This window comes from Variovorax sp. VaC1, from assembly GCF_043658315.1.
GTDB lineage: Bacteria > Pseudomonadota > Gammaproteobacteria > Burkholderiales > Burkholderiaceae_C > Variovorax.
In genome coordinates, this window is record NZ_JBIGLT010000002.1 from 898,937 (window position 1) to 921,684 (window position 22,748).

At 66.9% G+C, this 22,748-nt stretch carries 20 protein-coding genes; 6 read left to right on the plus strand and 14 right to left on the minus strand.

The genetic code is table 11. From position 1 onward, the window contains the following. Nucleotides 1-26: 26 nt before the first annotated feature. The 4 genes from ACGLHS_RS11140 to ACGLHS_RS11155 all read right to left on the minus strand — a co-directional run bounded on the left by ACGLHS_RS11140 (nucleotide 27) and on the right by ACGLHS_RS11155 (nucleotide 2,727). Nucleotides 27-989, minus strand: coding sequence for an aspartate carbamoyltransferase catalytic subunit (locus tag ACGLHS_RS11140; RefSeq protein ID WP_394479569.1), 963 nt, complete (start codon nucleotides 987-989; stop codon nucleotides 27-29). An 85-nt stretch (nucleotides 990-1,074) separates the two neighbouring features. Next, on the minus strand, nucleotides 1,075-1,572 hold the full coding sequence (gene pyrR, locus ACGLHS_RS11145; RefSeq protein WP_394479898.1) for a bifunctional pyr operon transcriptional regulator/uracil phosphoribosyltransferase PyrR: 498 nt from the start codon (nucleotides 1,570-1,572) through the stop codon (nucleotides 1,075-1,077). A 5-nt stretch (nucleotides 1,573-1,577) separates the two neighbouring features. Beyond that, nucleotides 1,578-2,009: a Holliday junction resolvase RuvX gene (gene ruvX, locus ACGLHS_RS11150; protein ID WP_093246690.1), complete on the minus strand. Its 432-nt coding sequence runs from the start codon at nucleotides 2,007-2,009 to the stop codon at nucleotides 1,578-1,580. A 118-nt stretch (nucleotides 2,010-2,127) separates the two neighbouring features. Continuing rightward, the gene (locus tag ACGLHS_RS11155; RefSeq protein ID WP_093246689.1) at nucleotides 2,128-2,727 is read right to left on the minus strand and encodes a YqgE/AlgH family protein; all 600 of its coding nucleotides are present in this window, start codon (nucleotides 2,725-2,727) and stop codon (nucleotides 2,128-2,130) included. Between ACGLHS_RS11155 and ACGLHS_RS11160 the strand changes: the two genes are divergently transcribed. Further along, on the plus strand, nucleotides 2,728-4,230 hold the full coding sequence (locus ACGLHS_RS11160; RefSeq protein WP_394479573.1) for a cryptochrome/photolyase family protein: 1,503 nt from the start codon (nucleotides 2,728-2,730) through the stop codon (nucleotides 4,228-4,230). It begins immediately after the preceding gene. 53 nt (nucleotides 4,231-4,283) lie between these two features. Here the strand turns inward: ACGLHS_RS11160 and ACGLHS_RS11165 are convergent, their stop codons facing one another. The 6 genes from ACGLHS_RS11165 to ACGLHS_RS11190 form a co-directional block, all read right to left on the minus strand. Then, a complete protein-coding gene (locus ACGLHS_RS11165) occupies nucleotides 4,284-10,406 on the minus strand; it encodes an Hpt domain-containing protein (RefSeq protein WP_394479575.1) in 6,123 nt (2,040 codons plus the stop codon). A gap of 28 nt (nucleotides 10,407-10,434) precedes the next feature. After that, nucleotides 10,435-12,762: a methyl-accepting chemotaxis protein gene (locus ACGLHS_RS11170; protein ID WP_093246686.1), complete on the minus strand. Its 2,328-nt coding sequence runs from the start codon at nucleotides 12,760-12,762 to the stop codon at nucleotides 10,435-10,437. Between the two features lie 42 nt (nucleotides 12,763-12,804). Then, nucleotides 12,805-13,350, minus strand: coding sequence for a chemotaxis protein CheW (locus ACGLHS_RS11175; RefSeq protein WP_093246685.1), 546 nt, complete (start codon nucleotides 13,348-13,350; stop codon nucleotides 12,805-12,807). A gap of 19 nt (nucleotides 13,351-13,369) precedes the next feature. Beyond that, nucleotides 13,370-13,735, minus strand: coding sequence for a PleD family two-component system response regulator (locus ACGLHS_RS11180; RefSeq protein WP_093246684.1), 366 nt, complete (start codon nucleotides 13,733-13,735; stop codon nucleotides 13,370-13,372). Next, entirely contained in the window at nucleotides 13,735-14,133 is a 399-nt protein-coding gene (locus ACGLHS_RS11185; protein WP_093246683.1) for a PleD family two-component system response regulator, read from the minus strand. The genes ACGLHS_RS11180 and ACGLHS_RS11185 overlap by 1 nt, the downstream gene beginning before the upstream one ends. 84 nt (nucleotides 14,134-14,217) lie before the next feature. Then, complete coding sequence (locus ACGLHS_RS11190) at nucleotides 14,218-14,388, minus strand: rubredoxin (protein ID WP_007838397.1); 171 nt, start codon at nucleotides 14,386-14,388, stop codon at nucleotides 14,218-14,220. A 111-nt stretch (nucleotides 14,389-14,499) separates the two neighbouring features. Here ACGLHS_RS11190 and ACGLHS_RS11195 point away from each other — a divergent pair, with 111 nt between their 5' ends. Genes ACGLHS_RS11195 through ACGLHS_RS11205 form a run of 3 tightly spaced genes read left to right on the plus strand, consistent with a single transcriptional unit; the run spans nucleotide 14,500 to nucleotide 17,234 of the window. After that, nucleotides 14,500-15,462, plus strand: coding sequence for a bifunctional hydroxymethylpyrimidine kinase/phosphomethylpyrimidine kinase (locus ACGLHS_RS11195; RefSeq protein ID WP_093246682.1), 963 nt, complete (start codon nucleotides 14,500-14,502; stop codon nucleotides 15,460-15,462). Beyond that, on the plus strand, nucleotides 15,462-16,742 hold the full coding sequence (gene hemL, locus ACGLHS_RS11200) for a glutamate-1-semialdehyde 2,1-aminomutase (protein WP_394479580.1): 1,281 nt from the start codon (nucleotides 15,462-15,464) through the stop codon (nucleotides 16,740-16,742). The genes ACGLHS_RS11195 and hemL overlap by 1 nt, the downstream gene beginning before the upstream one ends. Before the next feature lie 6 nt (nucleotides 16,743-16,748). Further along, on the plus strand, nucleotides 16,749-17,234 hold the full coding sequence (locus ACGLHS_RS11205; RefSeq protein ID WP_394479582.1) for a hypothetical protein: 486 nt from the start codon (nucleotides 16,749-16,751) through the stop codon (nucleotides 17,232-17,234). Between the two features lie 116 nt (nucleotides 17,235-17,350). Here the strand turns inward: ACGLHS_RS11205 and purH are convergent, their stop codons facing one another. From purH to dusB, 3 genes are read right to left on the minus strand one after another with little or no spacing between them, the layout of a single operon-like run. Continuing rightward, nucleotides 17,351-18,958, minus strand: coding sequence for a bifunctional phosphoribosylaminoimidazolecarboxamide formyltransferase/IMP cyclohydrolase (gene purH / locus ACGLHS_RS11210; RefSeq protein ID WP_394479584.1), 1,608 nt, complete (start codon nucleotides 18,956-18,958; stop codon nucleotides 17,351-17,353). A 16-nt stretch (nucleotides 18,959-18,974) separates the two neighbouring features. Beyond that, nucleotides 18,975-19,211 carry a Fis family transcriptional regulator gene (locus tag ACGLHS_RS11215; protein ID WP_007838304.1) on the minus strand — a complete coding sequence of 79 codons (237 nt, stop codon included), beginning with the start codon at nucleotides 19,209-19,211 and terminating at the stop codon, nucleotides 18,975-18,977. A 17-nt stretch (nucleotides 19,212-19,228) separates the two neighbouring features. After that, entirely contained in the window at nucleotides 19,229-20,293 is a 1,065-nt protein-coding gene (gene dusB, locus ACGLHS_RS11220) for a tRNA dihydrouridine synthase DusB (RefSeq protein WP_394479587.1), read from the minus strand. A gap of 174 nt (nucleotides 20,294-20,467) precedes the next feature. On the opposite strand from dusB, the gene ACGLHS_RS11225 reads away from it, so the two are divergent. Further along, a complete protein-coding gene (locus ACGLHS_RS11225; RefSeq protein WP_093246677.1) occupies nucleotides 20,468-20,938 on the plus strand; it encodes a YqaA family protein in 471 nt (156 codons plus the stop codon). Between the two features lie 21 nt (nucleotides 20,939-20,959). Here ACGLHS_RS11225 and ACGLHS_RS11230 read toward each other — a convergent pair whose 3' ends face one another. Then, nucleotides 20,960-21,634: a glutathione S-transferase gene (locus ACGLHS_RS11230; protein WP_093246676.1), complete on the minus strand. Its 675-nt coding sequence runs from the start codon at nucleotides 21,632-21,634 to the stop codon at nucleotides 20,960-20,962. Between the two features lie 129 nt (nucleotides 21,635-21,763). Between ACGLHS_RS11230 and ACGLHS_RS11235 the strand changes: the two genes are divergently transcribed. Further along, nucleotides 21,764-22,747, plus strand: coding sequence for a trypsin-like peptidase domain-containing protein (locus ACGLHS_RS11235; protein ID WP_394479590.1), 984 nt, complete (start codon nucleotides 21,764-21,766; stop codon nucleotides 22,745-22,747). Nucleotide 22,748 lies beyond the last annotated feature (1 nt).

Below are 22,748 nucleotides of genomic sequence, written 5' to 3' on the forward strand. Positions count from 1 at the left end.
GCGAAGACTGGGGGCGAGCAACATGTCTATGCTTCGTTGCCCGCGACGATGCTCATGACGGCCATACGCACGGCGATGCCGAAAGTGACCTGCGGAAGGATCACGCTCTGCCTTCCGTCGACCACGGCGGAGTCGATCTCCACGCCGCGATTGATCGGCCCCGGGTGCATCACGATGGCATCGGGCTTGGCCAGCTGCAGCTTCTCGGGCGTGAGGCCGTAGGTCTTGAAGAACTCCTGCGACGAGGGCAGCAGCGCACCGCTCATGCGCTCGTTCTGCAGCCGCAACATGATGATGACGTCGCAGTCCTTGATGCCTTCTTCGAGCGTGTGGCACACGCGCACGCCCATGCCGGCCATGTCGCTGGGCACGAGCGTCTTCGGGCCGACCACGCGCACTTCGGCGCAGCCGAGCGTGGTCAGCGCATGGATGTCGGAGCGCGCCACGCGCGAATGCAGCACGTCGCCGACGATGGCGACCGTGAGGTTCGCGAAGTCTTTCTTGTAGTGGCGGATCGTGTACATGTCGAGCAGCCCCTGCGTCGGGTGCGCATGACGGCCGTCACCGGCGTTCACCACATGCACATGCGGCGCGACGTGCTGCGCGATCAGGTACGGCGCACCCGACTCGCTGTGGCGCACCACGAAAAGGTCGGCGGCCATCGCGCTCAGGTTGGCGATGGTGTCGAGCAGCGACTCGCCCTTGGTGGCCGAAGAACGCGCGATGTCGAGGTTGATGACGTCGGCCGACAGGCGCTTGGCTGCGATCTCGAAGGTGGTGCGGGTGCGCGTGCTGTTCTCGAAGAACAGGTTGAACACGCTCTTGCCGCGCAGCAGCGGCACCTTCTTGACCTCGCGGTCGCTCACGCTCGTGAAGTTGGCGGCGGTATCGAGGATGTGCGTGAGGATGGCCTTGGGCAGGCCCTCGATCGACAACAGGTGGATCAGCTCGCCGTTCTTGTTGAGCTGGGGGTTTCGCTTGTAGAGCATCAGCAGGCCTCCCGCCGGGCCGCCCCAAGGGAAGGCCGCGCCCCCTCGGGGGGCAACGAATACACGAAGTGATGAGTGTGGGGGCTCACAAGTTCTCCTCCACCTTGAGGCTGAACGCGCCGTCGGCGGCGCGTGCAAGGGCCAGCAACTGCGTGTCGGGCAGCGTGAGCGTGGTGGCCGCGAAGTCGGCCGCGACCGGCAGCTCGCGCCCGCCGCGATCGACCAGCACGGCAAGCCGCACGCAGGCCGGGCGCCCGAAGTCGAACAGCTCGTTGAGCACTGCGCGGATGGTGCGGCCGGTGTAGAGCACGTCGTCGAGCAGCAGCACGTCGGTGTCGTTGACGTCGAAGGGCAGCGCGGTCTGCGCGCTGGCCGACAGGCCACGGCGCGCAAAGTCGTCGCGGTGCATGGCCGACGAAATGATGCCGGGCGTACCGGGCAGGCCCAGGTCTTTCTGCAGCCGCTCCACCAGCCAGGCACCGCCGGAGGTGATGCCGACCAACCGGGTCTCGGGGCGCATCAGCGTCTTCACGCCGGCCAGCAGCTTCGTGTAGAGCGCTTCGGCGTCGGGGATGGCATTCACTGGACTCACGAAAGGCTCCTCAGGAATTGCTCCAGGATGATGCAGGCCGACGCGGCATCGGCGTCGCGCGCGCCCGACGACAGGGCCTCGGTGGTGCTGTAGCGCTCATCGACCTCGAACACCTGGAGGTTGAAACGCCCGCGCAACTGGCGCGCGAACTTCTGCGCGCGGCGGGTGTTCTCGTGCGGGGCGCCATCGGGGTGGTACGGCACGCCGATCACCAGCGCGTCGGGCTGCCATTCCTTGATGCGCGCCTCGACCTGCGCGAAGCGGGCATCGCCCTCGGCCTTGATGGTGGGCTGCGGGGTGGCGGTGGCCAGCAGGCGGTTGCCGCTGGCGACGCCGGTGCGCTTCAGACCGAAGTCGAAGGCCAGGAAGGTCTGGAAATGGGCAGGAACGACGACGGGAGCAGAGGAAGACGGAGCACTGTCGGACATCGTCGGTTCAATCACAGGGGGCCGCCGCGCCCGGCCGCCCGAAGCGGCCGGCCCGCCCCCGGCAGGGGGTTGGCGAAGCGACACGAAGTGCGCGAAGACTGGGGGCGAGCCAAGGTCATCAAGCGTGTCCTGCTTCGGGAGACAGCTTCCAGGCTTCGAGCCCCAGCAGCATCAGCGCCTTGTCGTAGCGCTGCTCGACCGGGGTGTCGAAGATCACGGCCGGGTCGGCGCCGACGGTGAGCCAGCTGTTCTCGGCCAGTTCGGACTCGAGCTGGCCCTCGCCCCAGGCCGAATAGCCCAGCGAGACCAGCACCTTGCGCGGACCGGCACCGGTGGCCAGGGCCTCCAGCACGTCTTTCGAGGTGGTCATTTCGAGCCCGCCGGGGATGGTCATGGTCGAGGCGTAGACCGATTCCTCGGGCTTCTCGGCATGGGTGAAGACCGGCTCGTGCAGCACGAAGCCGCGCTCGGTCTGAACCGGGCCGCCCTGGAAAACGGGGGCCTCGCCCAGTTCGGGGCGGGCCAGGTGCAGCTCGATCTTCTCGAAAAGCACCTTGAGGTTGATGTCGCTGGGTTTGTTGATCACCAGGCCGAGCGCACCGCGCTCGCTGTGTTCGCAGAGGTACACGACGCTGCGGTTGAAAGTTTTGTCTTCCATCCCGGGCATCGCTATCAAAAAGTGATGCGTGAGGTTCATCGGGGCAGAATCGGCGGCCATATGCCCCCGATTTTACTGGCCGTCGACAAGACCTATCCCAAAGGGCTCATGTGGTTCCGCCGCGACCTTCGCGTGGACGACAACGCGGCCCTCTACCGGGCGCTGAGGGCCTGCCGGCAGGTGGTCTGCGTTTTCGTGTTCGACAAGGCCATCCTGGACACGCTGCCCACCGTCGACCGGCGGGTGGAATTCATCCGCGAATCGCTGGTCGAGCTCGAAGCCGAGCTGCGCGCGCTGGGCGGCGGCCTGATCGTGCGGCATGCCACGGCGGTCCAGGAGATTCCCTCGCTGGCACGCGAGCTGGACGTGCAGGCCGTCTTTGCCAACCGCGACGACGAGCCCGATGCGCTGGCGCGCGACGCGAAGGTTTTCGGCGCGCTGGCCAATGCGGGCGTCACCTTCCACACCTACAAGGACTCGACCGTCTTCGACCGCGACGAGGTCATGACCCAGGCCGGCCAGCCCTACACGGTGTTCACGCCCTACAAGCGGGCCTGGCTGGCGAAGGTCGACGCCTTCTTCCTCAAGTCGTACCCGGTGCGCGGCCATGCCGACGCGCTGGCGCCACTGCCCGAGGCCTTGCGGGCGCCGGTGCCGTCGCTGGCGGACATCGGCTTTGCCAAAAGCAACCTCGGGGCGCTGGAAATCCCCACCGGCACGCGCGGCGCCGGCGCGCTGTTCGAGGACTTCTTCGAGCGCATCGACCGCTACGACGCCGCGCGCAACTTCCCGGCCGTGCGCGGCCCCAGCTACATGGGCGTGCACCTGCGCTTCGGTACGGTGTCGATCCGGCAGATGGCCGGCGTGGCACACCAGCTGTCGCTGCAGGGCAATGCCGGCGCCTCGACCTGGCTGAGCGAGCTGATCTGGCGCGACTTCTACTTCCAGATCCTGGCGCACTTCCCGCACGTGCACGCCAACGGCGAGTCGAAGAGCTTTCGGCCCGAGTACGACAAGATCCAGTGGCACCACGGCAAGCACGCCGACCAGCTCTTCAGTGCCTGGTGCGAGGGCCGCACGGGCTACCCGCTGGTCGATGCCGCCATGCTGCAGATCAACCAGAGCGGCTACATGCACAACCGCCTGCGCATGGTGGTGGCCAGCTTTCTCTGCAAGGACCTGGGCCTGGACTGGCGGCGTGGCGAGCGCTACTTCGCGCTGCACCTGAACGACTTCGAGCTGGCCTCCAACAACGGTGGCTGGCAATGGGCCAGCTCCAGCGGCTGCGACGCGCAGCCCTACTTCCGCATCTTCAACCCGGTGACGCAAAGCGAGCGCTTCGACCCCGAGGGCAAGTTCATCCGCCGCTACCTGCCGCAACTGGCGGGGCTGTCCAACGCGGCGATCCATGCGCCGTGGACCGCCTCGCCGGTCGAGCTGGAGGCTGCGGGCATCAAGCTCGGCGAGACCTACCCGCTGCCGGTGGTGGACCATGCCGAGGCGCGCGAGAAAACGCTGCAGCGCTACGGCGTGGCGCGGGCCAAGGCAGTGGCGCAAAAATAAAAAAGGGCCCGAAGGCCCTTTTTGTTTTTCTTTCAACGCACGCCTGCCGAACTTCAGGCCGCTGCCGCCAAAGCCGGCTCGCTCGTGTACGCACGCACCAGGCGCAGCAGTTCCTCTTCCGAGTACGGCTTGCCCAGGTAGTGGTTCACGCCCAGCGTGCGCGCGTAGTCGCGGTGCTTCTCGGCGATGCGCGAGGTGATCATGATGATCGGCAGCTCGGCCAGCGCGGCGTCGGCGCGGATGTTGCGCGCCAGGTCGAAGCCGTCCATGCGCGGCATTTCGATGTCCGACAGCACCAAGGCCGGGCGCTCCTGCTGCAGGCGTTCGAGCGCCTGCAGGCCGTCGGCCGCAAGCGACACGCGATAGCCTTCGCGCTGCAGCAGGCGCTGCGTGACGCGGCGCACGGTGATGGAGTCGTCGACCACCAGCACCAGCGGCACTTGCGGTGCGACCGGGGCCAGCACCGGCAACGGTTCCTGCGGCGCGCCATGGTCGGCCACGGCAGCGGCGGCATGCGCCGACACCGCCAGCGCGGCAGCCTGGCGCTCGCGCGCCTGTTCGCCATGCACCGAGGCCAGCGCCACCGGGTTGTAGATCAGCGCCACCGCGCCCGAGGCCAGCACCGAGATGCCGGCCAGGCCGGGCAGCCGCGCCAGTTGCGGGCCGAGGTTCTTCACCACGACTTCCTGGTTGCCCAGCACTTCGTCCACGTGCAGCGCAACGCGCTGTGCCGCGCTTCGCACGATCACGATGGTGTTGTTCTTTGCCGTCGCGTGTTCGCTGCGGGTCGAGGCCTGCAGCAGCGCACCGGCCCAGTAGAACGGCACCTGCTCGCTGCCGAAGGGATGGCTGCTGTGCAGGTAGGCCGCTTCGAGGTCGGTCCCGCTCACGCGCTGCACCAGTTCCACCAGGTTCGACGGCACGCCGATCGACACCTCGCCCGCGCGCAGCATCACCACGTGCGTCACGGCGGTGGTCAGCGGCAGCACCAGCTTGAAGGTCGTGCCCTGGCCGGACGCGCTGTGCGTTTCGATGCGGCCGCCGAGCGCCGCGATCTGCGCGCGCACCACGTCCATGCCGATGCCGCGGCCGGCCAGCTCGGAGACCTGCCCGGCCGTCGAGAAGCCGGGCTTGAAGATCAGCTCGGTGGCTTCGTCGGCAGACAGTTGCTGGTCGTGTCCGAGCAGGCCGAGTGCGCGGGCGCGCTCGGCGATGCGCTTGTGGTCGAGACCGGCGCCGTCGTCGCGGAAGCTCACCGAGACGTCGTTGCCTTCGTGGTGCAGGTCGATGACGATCAGGCCGCTGGCGTCCTTGCCGGCCTTCTCGCGCACGGCCGAGTCTTCGATGCCGTGCGCCACGCAATTGCGCAGCAGATGCTCGAAGGCGGGCGTCATGCGGTCCAGCACGCCACGGTCCATTTCGATGGAGCCGCCGACGATGTCCAGGCGCACCTGCTTGCCGGTGTCCTTCGATGCCTGGCGCACCACGCGGTAGAGGCGGTCGGAGATGCCTTCGAACTCCACCATGCGCGTGCGCAGCAGGCCGCGCTGCAGTTCGCGCGTCTGGCGTGCCTGCACGCTCAGGTCGTCTTCCGTGGCCTGCACCGTCTTTTGCAGCGTGCGCTGCACGGTGGCCACGTCGTTGACCGACTCGGCCATCATGCGCGTCAGTTCCTGCACGCGGGTGAAGCGGTCGAACTCGAGCGGGTCGAAGCTTTGCTGCGAGTCCTTGGCTTGCGCCAGTCGCGACTGCATCTGGCTTTCGGCCTGCACCTCGATGTCGCGCAGTTGCTGGCGCAGGCGGTCCAGGTTGCCCGTGAGGTCGGAGAGCGAGCCGCGCAGCTGGCCCAGTTCGGCTTCGAGCCGCGAGCGCGTGATGATGACCTCGCCGGTCTGCGCGACCAGGCGGTCGAGCAGTTGGGTGCGGATGCGCACCGCCTGGCCCGATGCGGCGCGCAGGGGCGGGAGCAACGCAGGCGCCGGGCGCGGTTGCAGCATGGCCGTAGACGGCTCGTCGGCTTCGGACAAGTCTTCGTCGCTGGTCACCGGGGCGGCCTTGGCGTCGTTCGCCGGCACGCCGGCATCCGGTGCCGTGACCTGCAGCAGCGAAGCGGCGACCGGTGCGGAAGCCGTGGCGGCCGCGACCAGTTGGGCCATCTCGACCTGCGTGGCGTCGTCCGCGGCGCGCAAGGCGTCGAAGGTGGCTTGCAGCGTGTCCAGGCGCGTGAGCAGCTTCTCGATGTCGGAGCGCTCGGCGCCCTGGGAGCCCAGGACTTCGATCTCGGACTCCATGCGGTGCGCGCGCTCGCCCAGGCGCATGGCGCCGGCCAGCCGTGCGCTGCCCTTGAGCGTGTGCAGCGTGCGCAGCACCGAGGCGCGCGGCGCGCTGTCGTCGGGGTGGTGCGCCCACTGGCGCAGTGCCTCGCCCAGTTGCGGCAGCAGTTCGGCGGCCTCTTCCTCGAAGATCGGGAACAGGTCGACGTCGACCGCATCGGCCAGGTCGATGGCGTCTTCGGAATCGTCCAGCGCCACGTCGGCCAGGTTGTTGCCGACCACGACCTGTTGCAACGGCCGCACGGCTTCGGCGCGCATGGCCACTTCGGTGGGCATCGGCGCCGCGGCGATGTCGCGCAGCGCCTGCAGCGTGCCTTCGGCGGGGTCGCGCAGGAAGCCGACGGCGAACTGGTGCAGCAGGCGACGCAGTTCGTCGGCCGCGGCCACCAGCACCATGCCCTGCTCGCGCGAGCCGCTGCCCTGCATCTGCAGATGCTGCAGTGCCGCTTCGAGCAGGCGGGCCATGCCCGACAGGCTGTGGAAGCCGACGGTGGCCGAGCTGCCGGCCAGCGAATGGGCCAGCGCGATGGTGGAATCGGGCAGGCGTTCGTGCGATTCGAGCGCCCACTCGCCAACGTCGGTCGCCAGTTGGCGGGACCATTCGTCGGCTTCGTTGAGGTAGACGTTGTAGAGCGCGATGCCGATGCGCAGCGGGCCGATCACCTTGACCTGGTCTTCGGCGCTGGCCGCGGCGGCGGCTTCTTCGGCTGCTGCCGCTACGGCTGCGGCTTCCGCGTGCTGTGCCACCGTTTCCGGGGCTTCTTCGGCGGCGACCGGCGCGGCAGGAGTGACCAGAGCGGCGAGCAGCTCGGCATGTGCATGGACTGGCGCCTCATGCACTTCGACCGGTGCAGCCGCCTCGGCGACAGCCGGCACGGGTTCTTGCACGGCCGCCGGTTCCGGCTCGGACGCCAGCTGCAGTTCAGGCACCGGTTCGGCGACCAGCTCTTCATGCGGCGGCTGTGCAGCTTCAATGACTTCGGGCTCGCCAGCCTCGACGGGCAGCGGCTCGGGCACCCATTCCAGATCGGGCAGGCCGGTCGCGGTCGGCACCGAGGCTTCGATGGCGGGCTCGGGTTCCGGAATGGATTCGGGCTCCGGCTGGGCAACGACAGGCTCTGCACGCGCAGCCGTCTTCGGGGGCGCCAGGAAGTCGAACTCGTCACCGCTGGGCAGCGCCTGCAAGGCACCGGGCTCGGTGACCTGCTTGGCCTCGAAGTCGATGAAGTCGGTCGATGCGAAATCGTCGTCGGTCTCGGGTGCGGCCTGCTTCTCGGGCTCCTGCCATGCCAGCGTTTCGATGGCGGCTGCGGGTGCGGCGGCCACCGGGGTGGGCGCTTCGAGGAACGAGAGGTCGGGCAGGTCCGGCAGTTCCGACGGCGGCACTGGCGCGGCGACGGGTGCGGGCACTTCGGCAGCGATGTGGCGCGCGGCGACCGCCAGGGCCTCCGGGTCGGCCAGGCGCACCGGCGCGGGCACGGGCTCGCCGGCCAGCAGTGCATGGGCCACGCGGCTGAACGGCGCGGCGTGCCACGAGTGCGGCTCGCCCGAAGCGATGGCCTCGACCCACTGGCCGAATTCGCGCAGCGTTCTTTCGGTGCCGGACAGCAGTTCGGGCGTGGCGTTGCGCTGGTCGGCCAGCCATGTGTTGAGCACCTGTTCGAGCGACCAGGCCGCATCGCCGAAGTCAGTCAGGCCGACCATGCGCGAGCTGCCCTTGAGCGTGTGGAACGCGCGGCGCAGGATGGTGAGTTCTTCGGTGTCGTCGGGATGGCTGCCGAGCTCGGTGATGGCGGCCAGGCCGTTGTGCACCACTTCGCGGGCTTCGTCCAGGAAGATGTTCTGCAGGTCGTCTTCTTCGAGCTCGGTCACCTCGGTGTCGGGCAGCGCGCCCGGGCCGGTGATCTTCGAGGTCCAGCTTTCGGTCTTGCGGCTGAACTCCTCGATCGGCGACAGCTTGGCCTTGCGGTTGGGCGTGGCGAGCGCGGCGAGCTTCGAGGCGATCTGCGCATCGACTTCCTCGATGCTGAGCACGACCTCGGCCGCCGGCGCCGGGCTCGGCGTGGCGCCATCGGCGGCGCCGCTGTCGGCAGCCTGGCGGCCCATGAGCGGCTTCAGTTCGCCGGCTTCGGCGTCGAACACGAACAGGCGCTTGGCCAGCGCGGGCTGGTAGCCCAGCATGTCGATCAGGAAGCCGAGCGCGCCCAGGTTGTTGCCCAGCGCGTCGAAGCCGGCCATTTCCTCGGCGGGCGAGGTGCTGACCAGCATGGCCTCGACGTCGTCGCGCATGCGCTGCACGGTGTGCGCGGCCTGGTCGAGCCCGAGCACGGAAAACACGCCGCGCATCTGCATCAGTTGCGTCGGCACGGTGCGCAGCAGGCCCTTTTCGGCGGGGCGGCGGAAGTACTGGTCGAGCGACTTTTCAAGTTCGCTCAGGTGGCTGCGCAGCTCGTCGACCACGGTGCCCATGGTCTGGCGATCGCTCACGCGGCGATACAGGTCTTCCATCCACGGCTCGAGCGGCTCGGAATGGCCGCCCGCGCGCACGCGTTCGATGCGGCCGGCCAGCTGCAGGGTGCGGGCGGTGAGCTGCGGATCGCTCGGGTCGAGGTCTTCGAGCGCGGCTTCGAGGTACAGCACCGAGGTGGCGACTTCCATCGCGAGCTCGGTGTCGGGCGCGTGGCCGGAGCGCACGGACGCTTCGACCGCATGGGTCAGCGCCTGCACCATCGGCAGGCTCGGCGGATGCAGCTTCTGCAGCGACTCGCCCAGCTGCGCGAAGGTGTCGGCCACCTGGCGCGTGCGGGTGATGTCGCCGCCCGAGAGCGCCGACCACATTTCCTTGGCGGTCTCGATGCGCTTGCGCGCCTGCGCGAGCACCAGCGGATCGAAGCGGCCGAACTGCTCGACGGTGTAGTCGATGTACGGCTCGCCGGCGATGCCCCAGGCGCTGCGCACCGTGCGCAGCGTGGCGGCGTCGTCTTGCGCGGTGGGCACGGCCTGTGCGCAGAAGAACAGCAGGTCTTGCCCGAGCCGGTCGGACACCACGCTGTCGCCGCGCGCCAGCGTGGCGTACTGCAGCAGCACGCGCGTGGCGGCGCGCTTGACGTAGGCGTCGGCCGGAATGCGGTTCAGCGCGAGGGCTTCGAAGAAGCCCGCGGCCAGGGTCCAGAAGCTGGCCACGCGGGGCAGCAGCGCACCGCGTCCGAGCCCCAGGCACAGCGCATGCAGCCGCCGTGCGGCCTGCGCGTCGCCGCTCTTGATCAGTTGCAGCACTTCGCGGTCGAGCCGCGAACGCACGGCCGGGTCGTAGGCCACGGCCGCCTGCGTGAGGGCCGGCTTGATCTCGACCCAGCGCCAGGTGGTGCTCCAGAGGTCGGCTGGGTGCACGCGCTCGTTGCCGACCAGTTCCAGCACGTCGCGGTACTGCGGAAACAGCGCCACCGACGACACGGGCTTGCCGGCCAGCAGGGCGTTGAGGAAATCGGTGACGGCGAAGCCGGCACGCTCGATCTTGTGGACCGCGCTGTCGGTGCAGCGCTGCGGATCGGCAATGAAGCCCTGCACCGCGAATTCGATGGCACCGAGCACCAACGCCGGCGAGGTATGCCCCACCATCTGCAGCGCACCGACGGCCTGGTGCAGTTGCTGGCGGGCCATCTGCAGCGGGCCGCTTTCGGGCTCCGCCGCCGAGCCCACGTCGCGCACGAAGCGCCGCAACGACTTGCCCACACCGTCGAGGGATTTCTGGATTTCTCCCAGCACCCAGGCCAGCGGCCCGAGGTCTTCGGTGGCCGGCACATTGCCGGCGAGGGGGGCCGTGGCAGGGGTTTGAATCGACACGTTGGTTGCTCGCCGTTCTTATCTTTTGTCAGGCAATCTTGAATCGGGCGACCGAGCGGCGCAGTTCTTCGGCCATCTGCGACAGCTCGCGCACCTGCTGGGCGGTGGTGCGCGTACCTTCTCCGGTCTGCTCCGTCACCGCAAAAATGTGCTGGATGTTCGCGGCCACCACGTTGGCCGAATCGGCTTCGCGGGAGGCGGACTGCGAAATCTGCTCGATGAGGTCAGCGAGTCGGCGCGACACGCGGTCAATCTCGGTCAGCGCGGTACCTGCGTTGTCGGACAGCTTGGCCCCTTCGACCACACCCTGCGTGGAACGCTCCATGGCGCCCACCGCGTCTTGCGTGTCGGTCTGAATGGCCTTCACCAGCGCCGAGATCTGGCGCGTGGCGTCTGCGGAGCGTTCAGCAAGGCGCTGCACTTCTTCCGCCACCACCGAGAAGCCGCGGCCGGCTTCACCGGCGGATGCTGCCTGAATGGCGGCGTTAAGAGCCAGCACGTTCGTCTGTTCGGTAATGTCCGAGATCAGCTCGGTGATTTCGCCAATCTCTTGCGACGATTCGCCCAGGCGCTTGATCCGCTTGGAGGTTTCCTGGATCTGGTCGCGGATGGAGTTCATACCGCCGATGGCGTTCTGCACGGCCTGCAGACCCGACGATGCGGCTTGCAGCGATTGGCGCGCCACCGTGGCGGACTCTTGCGCTTGCGAGGACACACCGTTGATTCGCTCGGCCATGGTCAGCACCGACTGGCCGGTTTCGCGAATTTCGCGCAGCTGTTCGGTCGAAGCGGCGAGCAGTTCGGTCGAGGTGCTTTCCACCTGCGACGTCGTCTGCGCCACGCGCGTTGCCGTGTTCTGCACGTTGCCCACCAGCAGTCGCAGTTCTTCCACCGTGTAGTTCACCGAGTCGGCGATGGCGCCGGTGATGTCTTCGGTCACGGTGGCTTCTTGCGTCAGGTCGCCTTCGGCCACTGTCTGCAGTTCGTTCATCAGCCGAAGAATGGCGGCCTGGTTGGCGTTGTTGATGCGGCCCGCTTCTTCGGAAGACTGCTCGGCAGCCAGACGTTCGCGTTCGGCGTTGGCGGCGCGTTCGCGGCCTTCGCGCACCTGCACGAAACCGATGGCGCCGGCCAGTGCCAGGGCAGCCAGCGACAGCACGAACAGCAGCACGATGGTGCCGGCGCCCAGGCCGGTACGTGCCGAGAGCTTGTCTTGCAGGTCGCCCAGCGACTTACGCAGCGGCTCGCTGTCGGTCAGGATGGAAGCCTGCGCTTCGCGCGCGGCCACCAGACCTTGCAGGTTGCCCAGAATGGCGGAAGCCTGCGTGCGCATCTGCTCGTAGGTCTTCAGGATGGCTTCGAGCTGCTGGCGGGTCTGCGGGTCTTTCGAGCCCGGGAAGCGCTGCTGCGCATTGCCGTCGAGCAGGCCGCGGGTGGTTTCCTGGAAGGTGTTCAAGTCCTTGCCGAGCAGGAACACGGCGTCGGGGTTCACACCCTCGACCGTGAAGAACTCGTTGGTCGACTTGCCGATACGCTGCGTCAGCATCACGAGCTGGCCGGCGGCCGAGATTTCAGGCAGCGTGGCGTTCTGCTGCATCTTCAGCGACGCGACGGTTTCCGTCATTTCGAGCAGCGTGGACGACTGCTGGTTGATGTCGCGCAAGGCGGCACCCACCTGGGTCAGGATCTGGCGCTGGGCCAGCACGGCCTTGGCGCTGGCGTCGGCGCGTGCGACCAGAGGATTGATCTTGTTCATCTCCTCGTCGTACTGGTTGCCCACGCGTTCGAGGCGCAAGGCATCGTCGCCGTTGGTCAGGCCCGACACGCGGCGCGAGAGGTCGTCGGCGCTGTCCTTCACTTCGACGAACGCCGAAGCGCTGCCGACGAGGGCCTGCGAGATCGACTTGGCCAGACGCTGCGACTGCATCAGCGACTGGCCGGTGGCCGCCACCTGCTGCGCGAGGCGTTCCGCGCGAAGAATGGCGGAGCCGGCCACCAGCAACAGCAACAACACCACGACGGCCAGCATGATCGCCAAGATGCGCTGCTGCCGCGCGGGGTTCGCGCCGATGCGGCCGCCCCCGGCGTCTTGAGGCGCGGCGTCGGGCGCCATGGCGCCCGGCTCGTTGGCGGCATCGCCACCGCCGGGCAGGGCGGCATCGCCGAAGCCGGTGTCGAGCGACGTGGCGGCGGAAGCGCTGGCGCCCTTCTTGGCCAGCCGCACGGTTTTTTCGTCCGGAACCTGAACCGTATCGACATCGTCGAGCGATATCGAACCGGAGCCGTCGACGCGGGCCTTGTCGTTCCCGTTGCTCACGGGCAGTAATTTCTTGAACTTGTCGGCGATCGAGCTCACGGTCGGTCCTTCAGGTGGTTGCCGGTACGGCGTGCCGGGGCACTACGCACCAATACTCAAAAACTGGGGTTGCTGCGAAAGCGCCTGCAGGTTGACTTCCTGCCAGCGCTCCCCTGCCGCGTCGGTGTACAGATGCCCGTGCCAGGCAGGTGCTTCTGCGCCCGGAGCCTCGGACGCCGTGAAGGCCTCCGCGCCCCGCAACCCCGCCAGTCGATCGACCAGCAATGCGCAGTTGACTTCGAGCAGCTCGTTGAAGGCAACGAGCCGCGACTGGATGCGCGCCGCCTCGGTGGCGGCCGCTGCGCCGCCCGAAGCACCTGCGGCACCCGCGGCGAACGCCGACAGCTGCACCACGCCATAGAGGCCGCCGCGCAGGTTGGCAACGCCGAGGAACCAGGGCTCCGTGTAGGGCACGGGCTGTGGCGGCGTCCAGGGAAAGATTTCGCCGGCATGCCCCAGCGGAAAGAGGTACTTGCCCTCGCCCGCCTCGACCGCCAGCCACGTCGCGGCCACGCCGGTCGTGCGAGCAGCCTGCAGGCGGCTCGCCAGCCGGGACTGGAAGGCTCTCAGAGCATCGCGATTCGCCATGGACTCGGCAGGCTCTCGCTCAGGCCAGCGCGCTGATCTTGGACATCAGGTCCGCGGCGTTGACCGGCTTGACGATGTAGTCGCGCGCACCCTGGCGCATGCCCCAGACGCGATCGGTTTCCTGGTTCTTGCTGGTGCACAGGATGATCGGGATCGCCGCGTACTTCGGGTCGCGGGCGATGGCGCGCGTGAGCTGAAAGCCGTTCTGGCCGGGCATGACGACGTCCATGAGGATCAGGTCGGGATGCTCTTCCTCGAGGCGGCGCATCGCGTCGTCGGCGTTTTCGGCGGTCTTGACGGCAAAGCCGTTTTTCTGGAGGAGGTCGGTCAAGAACACCAATTCAGTCTTGGAGTCGTCGACGACGAGGATTTTTCGAATAGGCATTACTGCACTTCCTGTTGAACGATGCCAAACTGCTCCACGGCCTGAAGCAGTTGGTCTTTGGTGAAAGGCTTGGTCAGGTAGTCTTGGGAGCCGACCATGCGGCCGCGCGCCTTGTCGAATACACCGTCTTTCGACGACAGCATGACGACCGGAACGTTGGAAAAATGGGCATTGCGCTTGATGATGGCGCAGGTCTGATAGCCGTCGAGACGCGGCATCAGGATGTCGCAGAAAATCAGATGCGGCTTATGGTCGTTAACCTTGGAGAGCGCGTCGAAGCCGTCTTCCGCCAGAAGAACCTCGTGCCCACCCTGCTTCAGAAAAATCTCGGCACTGCGCCGGATGGTGTTGCTGTCGTCGATGACGAGCACCTTGTAACCTGATCCATTCGGGCCCATTGCAAACGCTCCTGCTCATGAGACTTGGAAGCCCGCCGCGCCGAACACCGACGCAGACCGCGTAGCTCTATCTATGCCATGCTTTCAGATTTCAACCATTTCGAAGTCTTCCTTGCGCGCACCGCACTCAGGACAGGTCCAGTTCATCGGCACATCGGCCCAGGCCGTGCCTGCCGCGATGCCGTCTTCCGGTACACCAACCGCTTCGTCATAGATCCACCCACAAATCAGGCACATCCAAGTTTTCGTATTCATCGGAGCTTAAAGTCCTTGTTCATTAAATGCAACGAGTGTATCTATGCGTATCTCACTGGCCGACCGTAAACGTCGCGCCTATGCCACCATCCAAGGGATTCCGCCCGGCGTATGACCATCTACTTACTTCCAGCAGGTAACGCTCGCAAACCGGGCGATCTTAACGACCCCTCGCCAGACGACGAGGAGGTGGCCGAGCGCGACCTGAATCCCCCCTGCGTGCTGGTGTTCAATGCCAGCGACCCGAGCGGGGCCGGGGGCCTGGGTGCCGACGCCCTGGCCATGGCGTCGGTGGGCGCACACGTCCTGCCCGTGGTCACGGGGGCCTATGCCCGCGACACCGCCGAGGTGTTCGATCATTTCGCCTTCGACGAGGAGGCCATCGCCGAGCAGGCGCGCTCCATCCTGGAAGACGTCGAAGTCCAGTTGATCAAGGTGGGCTTTGTCGGCACCCCCGAAGCCCTGAGCACCATCGCCGAGACCGCCTCCGACTACCCCGAGGTGCCGCTGGTGGCCTACATGCCCAACCTGTCGTGGTGGGACGAAAACCTGATCGAGGGCTACCTCGACGCCTTCCGCGAACTGGTCTTGCCCCAGACGACGGTGTTGGTTGGCAACCACAGCACCCTGTGGCGCTGGCTGCTTCCCGACTGGAGCGGCGAGCGCCCGCCCGGCGCGCGCGACATCGCCAAGGCCGCCGGCGAGTTCGGCGTGCCCTACACGCTGGTGACCGGCATGGTGCTGCCCGACCAGTTCATCGACAACGTGCTGGCCTCGCCGCAGTCGGTGCTCACCAGCGAGAAGTACGAGCGGCTCGAAGCCGTGTTCGCCGGTGCCGGCGACACCCTGTCGGCCGCCCTGGCCGCGCTGCTCGCGAGCGGCACCGACCTCGTGGCCGCGACCACCGAAGCCCTGGCCTACATGGACCGTTGCCTCGATGCGGGCTTTCGCCCCGGCATGGGCCACGTGCTGCCCGACCGCCTGTTCTGGGCCGAGCCCGAGGACGACGAAGACGATGAAGACCCGGACGCCGCGCCCGACTTCGCCCTCCCCCCACACGACACCCGACACTGATGACTGATCGCAACGACATTCTTTTCGAGCGCGCCCGCGCCGTGATTCCCGGTGGCGTGAACTCGCCCGTGCGCGCCTTCAAGGCCGTCGGCGGCACGCCCCGCTTCATCCAGCGCGCGCAGGGCGCCTACTTCTGGGACGCCAACGACAAGCGCTACATCGACTACATCGGCTCCTGGGGGCCGATGATCCTGGGCCACGGCCACCCTGCCGTGGTCGAGGCGGTGCAGAAGGCCGTGCTCGAAGGCTTCTCGTACGGCGCGCCCACCGAGCGCGAGATCGAACTGGCCGAGGCCATCCTCGCGCTCGTGCCATCGATGGAAATGGTGCGGCTCGTGAGCTCCGGCACCGAAGCCGCCATGAGCGCACTGCGCCTGGCGCGCGGCGCCACCGGCCGCAAGAGCATCATCAAGTTCGAGGGTTGCTACCACGGCCACGCCGACGCGCTGCTGGTGAAGGCCGGCTCGGGCCTGGCCACCTTCGGCAACCCGACCTCGGCCGGCGTGCCGCCCGAAGTCGTGCAGCACACCATCGTGCTGGAGTACAACAACCTGCAGCAACTCGACGAAGCCTTCGCGCTGCATGGCAACGACATCGCCTGCCTGATGATCGAAGCCATCGCCGGCAACATGAACTTCGTGCGCGCCACGCCCGAATTCGCGAAGCGCTGCCGCGAGCTGTGCACGAAGCACGGCGCGCTGCTGATCTTCGACGAGGTGATGACCGGCTTTCGCGTCGGCCTGCATGGGGCGCAAGGCGTGCTGGGCATCAAGCCCGACCTCACGGTGCTCGGCAAGGTCATCGGCGGCGGCATGCCGCTGGCGGCATTCGGCGGCCCGCGCGCCATCATGGAACAGCTCGCGCCGCTCGGTCCGGTCTATCAGGCCGGCACGCTCTCGGGCAATCCGGTGGCCACCGCCTGCGGACTTGCCACGTTGAAGGAAATTGCCAAGCCCGGTTTCTACGAAGCACTGGGCAAGAAGACCCGCTCGCTGGTCGAGGGCCTGAAGGCCGCCGCGGCGGCGGAAGGACAGCCCTTCAACGCCGACAGCGAAGGCGGCATGTTCGGCTTCTTCCTCATGAAAGACCTGCCGCAAAACTATGCCACCGTGATGACAACCGACAACGCAAAATTCAATGCGTTGTTCCATGGTTTGCTTGATCGCGGCGTGTATATTGCCCCCGCGCTTTACGAAGCAGGCTTCGTGAGCGCCGCCCACAGCGACGAAGACATCGCTGCCACCATCGAAGCTGCAAGACAGATCTTCAGAACGCCTTAGCCCACCATGAATCCCCTGCGCATGCTGCCGGTGTCGAGTGCTCTCCTTGCTCTTCTCTTACCCGGCCTGGCAGTTGCGCAGTCCTTCGACCCGAAGAACATCTGGGTCAATCCGGGCTTCTATTCGGCGCACTTCGACAGCGGCAAGGGCCTGGAAAACGTCAACCCGGGGCTGGGCTTCGAGTACCCGCTGAGCGACACCTACCGCATCACGGCCGGCACCTTCCACAACAGCGACCGCCGGCAATCAAAGTACGTCGGCTTGTATGTGCTGCCCTTCGAGTTCTACGGCGTGAAGTTCGGCGCGGTGGTGGGCGGCTTCGACGGCTACCCGAACTACCGCAACGGCAACTGGTTCCCCGCCATCATTCCGACGGCGGCCATCGAAGGCAAGAACTGGGGCCTGAACATCGCGTACGTGCCGACGATCAAGAACCGCCTCTACGGCGCCCTCACCTTCCAGGTGAAGTACCGGTTCGGCGACCACGAGTAGGCAGGCAGGCAGCGCCAGGAACACCGCGGAACCGGCTTTGCCGGGCCGCTGGTGTTGCCCCCTGGCAGAGGGAAGGAGCCGCGCGACACGAAGTGCGCGAAGCCCCCGGGGCGATCTCAGTGCCGGAAGTGGCGCACGCCCGACAGCACCATCACCACGCCGCGCTCGTCGGCGGCATCGATCACTTCCTGATCGCGCATCGAGCCACCCGGCTGGATGACGCAACTCGCGCCCGCATCGACCACCACATCAAGGCCGTCGCGGAACGGGAAGAAGGCGTCGCTCGCCACCGCGGTGTTCTTCAGCGACAGGCCGGCGTGCTCTGCCTTGATGCTGGCAATGCGCGCCGAATCGAGGCGGCTCATCTGGCCCGCGCCCACGCCCATCGTCATGCCGTCGGCACAGAACACGATGGCGTTGCTCTTCACGTACTTCGCGACCTTCCATGCGAACAGCAGGTCTTGCAGCTGTTGCGGCGTGGGTTGCTTCTTGCTGACCACCTTGAGGTCGCTGGCCGCGAGCTCGTGATTGTCGGCGGTCTGGATCAGCAGGCCCGAGCCGACGCGCTTGACGTCCATCGCATTGCGGCCGTTGTCCCAGTCGGTCGTACCGCCCTTGGGCAGTGCGATCTCGAGCACGCGCACGTTGAGCTTGGCCTTGGTGGCCTGGAACACTTCGAGCGCCTCGGGCGTGTAGCCCGGTGCCATCAGCACTTCGACGAACTGCTTGGCGATCTCTTGCGCGGTCGCGCCGTCGACCGGGCGGTTGAAGGCGATGATGCCGCCGAAGGCAGAGGTCGGGTCGGTCTTGAAGGCCTTGCCGTAGGCTTCGGCCGCATCCTTGCCGATGGCCACGCCGCAGGGGTTGGCGTGCTTGACGATCACGCAGGCCGGCACATCGAAGCTCTTCACGCATTCCCACGCCGCATCGGCATCGGCGATGTTGTTGTAGCTCAGCTCCTTGCCCTGCAGCTGCTTGGCCGACACCAGCGAACCGGGCGCCGGATGCAGGTCGCGGTAGAACGCGGCCTGCTGGTGCGGGTTCTCGCCGTAGCGCAGGTCCTGCACCTTCACGAAGCGGCCGTTGCTTTGCGCGGGGAACAGCGAGCGCTTGGGCGCGGGCTGGCCGATGCTGGCGTCGAAGTCGATGGCCGAGAGGTAGTCGCTGATGGCGCCGTCGTAGTCGGCGATGCGGTTGAACGCGGCCACCGAGAACGCGAACTTGGTCTTGTCGCTGAGCTTGCCGTCTGCCTTCAGCTCGGCGAGCGCCACGGCGTATTGCGAGGCGTCGGTCAGCACACCCACGTCTTTCCAGTTCTTGGCCGCGCTGCGCACCATGGCCGGGCCGCCGATGTCGATGTTCTCGATCGCGTCTTCGAGCGTGCAGCCGGGCTTGGCCACGGTGGCTTCGAACGGATAGAGATTGACGATCAGCAGGTCGATGGTGTCGATGCCATGTTCCTTGATGGCCGCCACGTGCGCGGGCAGGTCGCGGCGCGCGAGCAGGCCGCCGTGGATCTTCGGGTGCAGCGTCTTCACGCGGCCATCGAGCATTTCAGGAAAGCCGGTGTGGTCGGCGACCTCGGTCACGGGCAGGCCGGCGTCGGCCAGCAGCTTGGCGGTGCCGCCGGTGGACAGCAGCTTGATGCCCAGCGCATGCAGCGCCTGGGCGAATTCAAGGATGCCGGTTTTGTCGGAGACGGAGATGAGTGCAGTCTGGGCCATGGGGTATGCCGTGGAGTTATTTCAAAAGTTTGTGCTCGACCAGCTTCTTGCGAAGGGTGTTGCGATTCAGGCCCAACCATTGCGCGGCTTTGGATTGGTTGCCCTCCGCGCGCGTCATGACGACGTCGAGCAGGGGTTTCTCGACCACGCGCACGAGCATCTCGTACATGCCGTCGGGTTCGGTGCCGCGCAGATCGCGAAAGTAGCTGTCAAGACTGGTGCGCACGCAGTCCTCGATGTGTTTCTTGCTCATTGCTTCTTCTCTTTTTTTCAACCGACGGCGCAGGCCGTCTCCTCTTCACCTGGCAACGCCTCTTCGTCCACCAGGTGCTGCACGGGCATGCGATCCATGCGGTCCGCCAGCCCGTCGAAATAGTCGCCGACCGCGCGCAGTTGCTCGGCACAGTCCTCGATGAGATTCATGCGTGCGCGGAACGCCTCGCCGTCGGGCAGCGTACGCACATACCAGCCGATGTGCTTGCGCGCGGTGCGCACGCCGCTGTAGTCGCCGTACAGCGCATAGTGCTCCACCAGATGGTCGAGCAGCAAGCGGCGCACTTCCGCCACCAGCGGCGGCGCGCGGTGCTCGCCGGTTTCCAGGAAGTGGGCGATCTCGCGAAAGATCCAGGGCCGGCCTTGCGCGGCGCGGCCGACCATCACCGCGTCGGCGCCGGTGGCCGCGAGCACGTCGCGTGCCTTCTCGGGCGAGCGGATGTCGCCGTTGGCCACCACCGGCACGCGCACGGCGGCCTTGACGGCGGCAATGGTGTCGTACTCGGCGAAGCCCTTGTAGCCTTGCTCGCGCGTGCGGCCGTGCACGGTGAGCATCTGCACGCCGGCCGATTCGAAATCGCGCGCAAGCTTCACTGCGTTGCGGTGTTCTTCGCTCCAGCCGGTGCGCATCTTGAGCGTGACCGGCACGTTGTACGGCTGCGCGGCGTCGACCACGGCCTGCACGATTTCAAGCGCCAGCGGCTCGTCGCGCATCAGCGCCGAACCGGCCCACTTGTTGCAGACCTTCTTCGCCGGGCAGCCCATGTTGATGTCGATGATCTGCGCGCCACGCTCGATGTTGTAGACCGTGGCCTCGGCCATCATGGCCGCGTCGGTGCCGGCGATCTGCACCGCGATGGGGCCAGGCTCGCCGTCGTGGTTGGCGCGGCGCGAGGTCTTGAGCGTGCCCCACAGTTCCTTGCGCGAGGTGACCATCTCGCTGACCGCATAACCCGCGCCGAGTGCACGGCACAGCATGCGGAAGGGCCGGTCCGTCACGCCGGCCATGGGCGCGACGAACAGGCGGTTTTCCAGCGTGTGAGTGCCGATCTGCAGGGTCATTTGGAAGGGAGCTGTGCGAGTTCGGCTGCTGAAAAATGAGGCACGATTGTAGCCACGTGGCATTTCAGCGACTGAAACGATTTGCGCCTTCGGCACAGGCGTAAACACCGTTGCTTCGCGGGGACTTCTCCCACGTGGCCGCGACGTGAGCGCTGCCTATACTCCGCCGACCTTATGGAAGCTTGGCTCAATTCCCTCATGGCGCTGCTGGCGCTGCCGCAGTACGGTCTCTCGACCCTGTTCGTCGCCGCATTCGTCTCCGCGACATTGGTGCCGGTGGGCTCCGAACCCATTCTGTTCGGCCTGCTCAAGCTCAACCCCGACCTGTTCTGGCAAGCCATCGTGGTGGCGACCGTGGGCAACACGCTGGGGGGTGCGGTCGACTGGTGGATGGGCTACGCCGCCCACAAGGTGGCCGACAAGTACGCGCACTCGAAACACCATGTGCGCGTGCTCGGCTGGCTCGAACGCCTGGGGCCGAAGGCCTGCCTGCTGAGCTGGCTGCCCATCGTGGGCGATCCGCTGTGCGCGGTGGCGGGCTGGCTCAAGCTGCCGTTCTGGCCCTGCGTGGCCTACATGGCGATCGGAAAATTCCTGCGCTACGTGACCATGACGGTCGGGTTGCTGTACATCTTTCCGTCTTGAGATGAGACACGCGCCGAAGCGTCAGCTCAACAGGCCGTAAGGGCCGCCGCGTTCCAGCGCGCGCTTGTAGGCAGGACGCGCGTGGATGCGCTCCAGGTACGCCATCAGCTTCGGCCGCTTCGAATCGAGCCCGCCGCGCGCCTGCGAAGCCTCGACCGGAAAGCTCATCTGGATGTCCGCGCCGGTGAATGCATCGCCCGCAAACCACTCGCTCTTGCCAAGCTCCGCTTCCATGAAGTTCAGATGGCTCGCGATGTTCGGGAGGATGAACGCCGACTTGGCCTTCGCCGCGATCGCCTTGGCCACCGGCTTCGCGAAGAACGGCATCTTGCTCGTTTCGATACGGTCGAACACCAGCTTCAGCAGCAGCGGCGACATGGCCGTGCCTTCGGCGAAGTGCAGCCAGTAGCGGTAGCGGATCGCCTCCGGCGTGCCGGCCGCGGGCGCCAGGCGGCCATTGCCGTAGCGCTCGATCAGCGTCTCGACGATCGCGCCCGATTCCGCGAGCGTGATGCCGTCATCTGTCGTAACCACCGGTGACTTGCCCAGTGGATGCACGGCCCGCAGCGAAGCGGGTGCCAACATGGTCTGCGGATCGCGTTGGTAGTGAACGATCTCGTAGGGCAACTCGAGTTCTTCAAGCAGCCAGAGCACGCGCTGCGAGCGCGAGTTGTTCAGATGGTGGACGGTGAGCATGGGTGGCGGGCCTTGTGGAGAAATCGAAGCGCGCGCAGTCTAACAACAGGCCCACGGGGCTTTGACACCCAGTGACACAGCGCCCCCGCCTACGGGGAACCCGCGCACCTGCTTCCTACACTCACGCGAATGAAAAAATCCATCCGGCACTGGAAGCCCCTGGCAGCCGGCCTCTGGCTCGGCGCCCTCGCCTGTCATGCGTGGGCGCTCTCGCCCGAGGATGTTTTTCGCAAGGCGTCGCCCGCGGTCTGGACCGTCAAGGGCGACCAGGGCACCGACAAGACCAGCATCGGCAGTGCGGTGGCCGTGACGCCTGCCGCACTGGTCACGGCCTGCCATGTGGTGAACGAGGCGGTGTCGGCCACCGTGACCCAGGGCCAGACGACCATCAAGATCAAGAGCGTCCTGCGCGACCCCGATCCATCGCGCGACCTGTGCGTGCTGTTGACCGAGACACCGCTGCAATTGCCGGCCGTGCAGATCGCACCGGCCGAAGGCCTGCGCGTCGGCCAGCGCGTGTTCGCCATCGGCAGCCCGCACGGGCTCGAGCTCACGTTGACCGAAGGCCTCATCTCCGCCTTGCGGCCGCGGGCGCAGGGCCAGTTGCCGATCATCCAGACCTCCGCGCCGGTGTCTTCGGGTTCGAGCGGCGGCGGGCTCTTCGATGAAGAAGGCCGGCTGGTCGGCGTCACCGACAGCGTGGCGCCCGGCGGCGCGAACCTCGGCTTTGCCTATCCGGCGCAGTGGGTGATGGAACTGCCGCCGCGCGTGATCGTGGAAATGGCGAAGTGGCACGACCTGCTGAAGAACGTCGGCGTAGTGCTCGATGCCAACGGAGAGCCCACGCCTTCGGGCCATGCCGACCTGGCCGATGAAGCCGGCCTGCCCGCCGTTGGTGCAGACCCCGCGCAGATACGCATCGCGTATCGCCAGTTCCTGCTGCAGGCACGGCCGCGCGCGTTCCTGATCACCAGCGACAACAAGTTCGGCACCGCCACCAACTCCGCTGCGTTGACCGAGCAACTCAAGGGCTGCGCGGAACGCAAGGTGGTGTGTGCCGCCTATGCGGTGGACAACACGGTGGTGTGGGGCAAGCAGCAGGCGGCCAAGTAGC

What these genes read in the sequence shown, in the direction of transcription:
- ACGLHS_RS11140 (WP_394479569.1), bottom strand. Translation starts at nt 989, where the DNA reads ATGCTCTACAAGCGAAACCCCCAGCTCAACAAGAACGGCGAGCTGATC.
- ruvX (WP_093246690.1), bottom strand. Translation starts at nt 2,009, where the DNA reads ATGTCCGACAGTGCTCCGTCTTCCTCTGCTCCCGTCGTCGTTCCTGCC.
- ACGLHS_RS11155 (WP_093246689.1), bottom strand. Translation starts at nt 2,727, where the DNA reads ATGGCCGCCGATTCTGCCCCGATGAACCTCACGCATCACTTTTTGATA.
- ACGLHS_RS11160 (WP_394479573.1), top strand. Translation starts at nt 2,728, where the DNA reads ATGCCCCCGATTTTACTGGCCGTCGACAAGACCTATCCCAAAGGGCTC.
- ACGLHS_RS11175 (WP_093246685.1), bottom strand. Translation starts at nt 13,350, where the DNA reads ATGGCGAATCGCGATGCTCTGAGAGCCTTCCAGTCCCGGCTGGCGAGC.
- ACGLHS_RS11180 (WP_093246684.1), bottom strand. Translation starts at nt 13,735, where the DNA reads ATGCCTATTCGAAAAATCCTCGTCGTCGACGACTCCAAGACTGAATTG.
- ACGLHS_RS11185 (WP_093246683.1), bottom strand. Translation starts at nt 14,133, where the DNA reads ATGGGCCCGAATGGATCAGGTTACAAGGTGCTCGTCATCGACGACAGC.
- ACGLHS_RS11190 (WP_007838397.1), bottom strand. Translation starts at nt 14,388, where the DNA reads ATGAATACGAAAACTTGGATGTGCCTGATTTGTGGGTGGATCTATGAC.
- ACGLHS_RS11195 (WP_093246682.1), top strand. Translation starts at nt 14,500, where the DNA reads ATGACCATCTACTTACTTCCAGCAGGTAACGCTCGCAAACCGGGCGAT.
- hemL (WP_394479580.1), top strand. Translation starts at nt 15,462, where the DNA reads ATGACTGATCGCAACGACATTCTTTTCGAGCGCGCCCGCGCCGTGATT.
- ACGLHS_RS11205 (WP_394479582.1), top strand. Translation starts at nt 16,749, where the DNA reads ATGAATCCCCTGCGCATGCTGCCGGTGTCGAGTGCTCTCCTTGCTCTT.
- purH (WP_394479584.1), bottom strand. Translation starts at nt 18,958, where the DNA reads ATGGCCCAGACTGCACTCATCTCCGTCTCCGACAAAACCGGCATCCTT.
- ACGLHS_RS11215 (WP_007838304.1), bottom strand. Translation starts at nt 19,211, where the DNA reads ATGAGCAAGAAACACATCGAGGACTGCGTGCGCACCAGTCTTGACAGC.
- dusB (WP_394479587.1), bottom strand. Translation starts at nt 20,293, where the DNA reads ATGACCCTGCAGATCGGCACTCACACGCTGGAAAACCGCCTGTTCGTC.
- ACGLHS_RS11225 (WP_093246677.1), top strand. Translation starts at nt 20,468, where the DNA reads ATGGAAGCTTGGCTCAATTCCCTCATGGCGCTGCTGGCGCTGCCGCAG.
- ACGLHS_RS11230 (WP_093246676.1), bottom strand. Translation starts at nt 21,634, where the DNA reads ATGCTCACCGTCCACCATCTGAACAACTCGCGCTCGCAGCGCGTGCTC.
- ACGLHS_RS11235 (WP_394479590.1), top strand. Translation starts at nt 21,764, where the DNA reads ATGAAAAAATCCATCCGGCACTGGAAGCCCCTGGCAGCCGGCCTCTGG.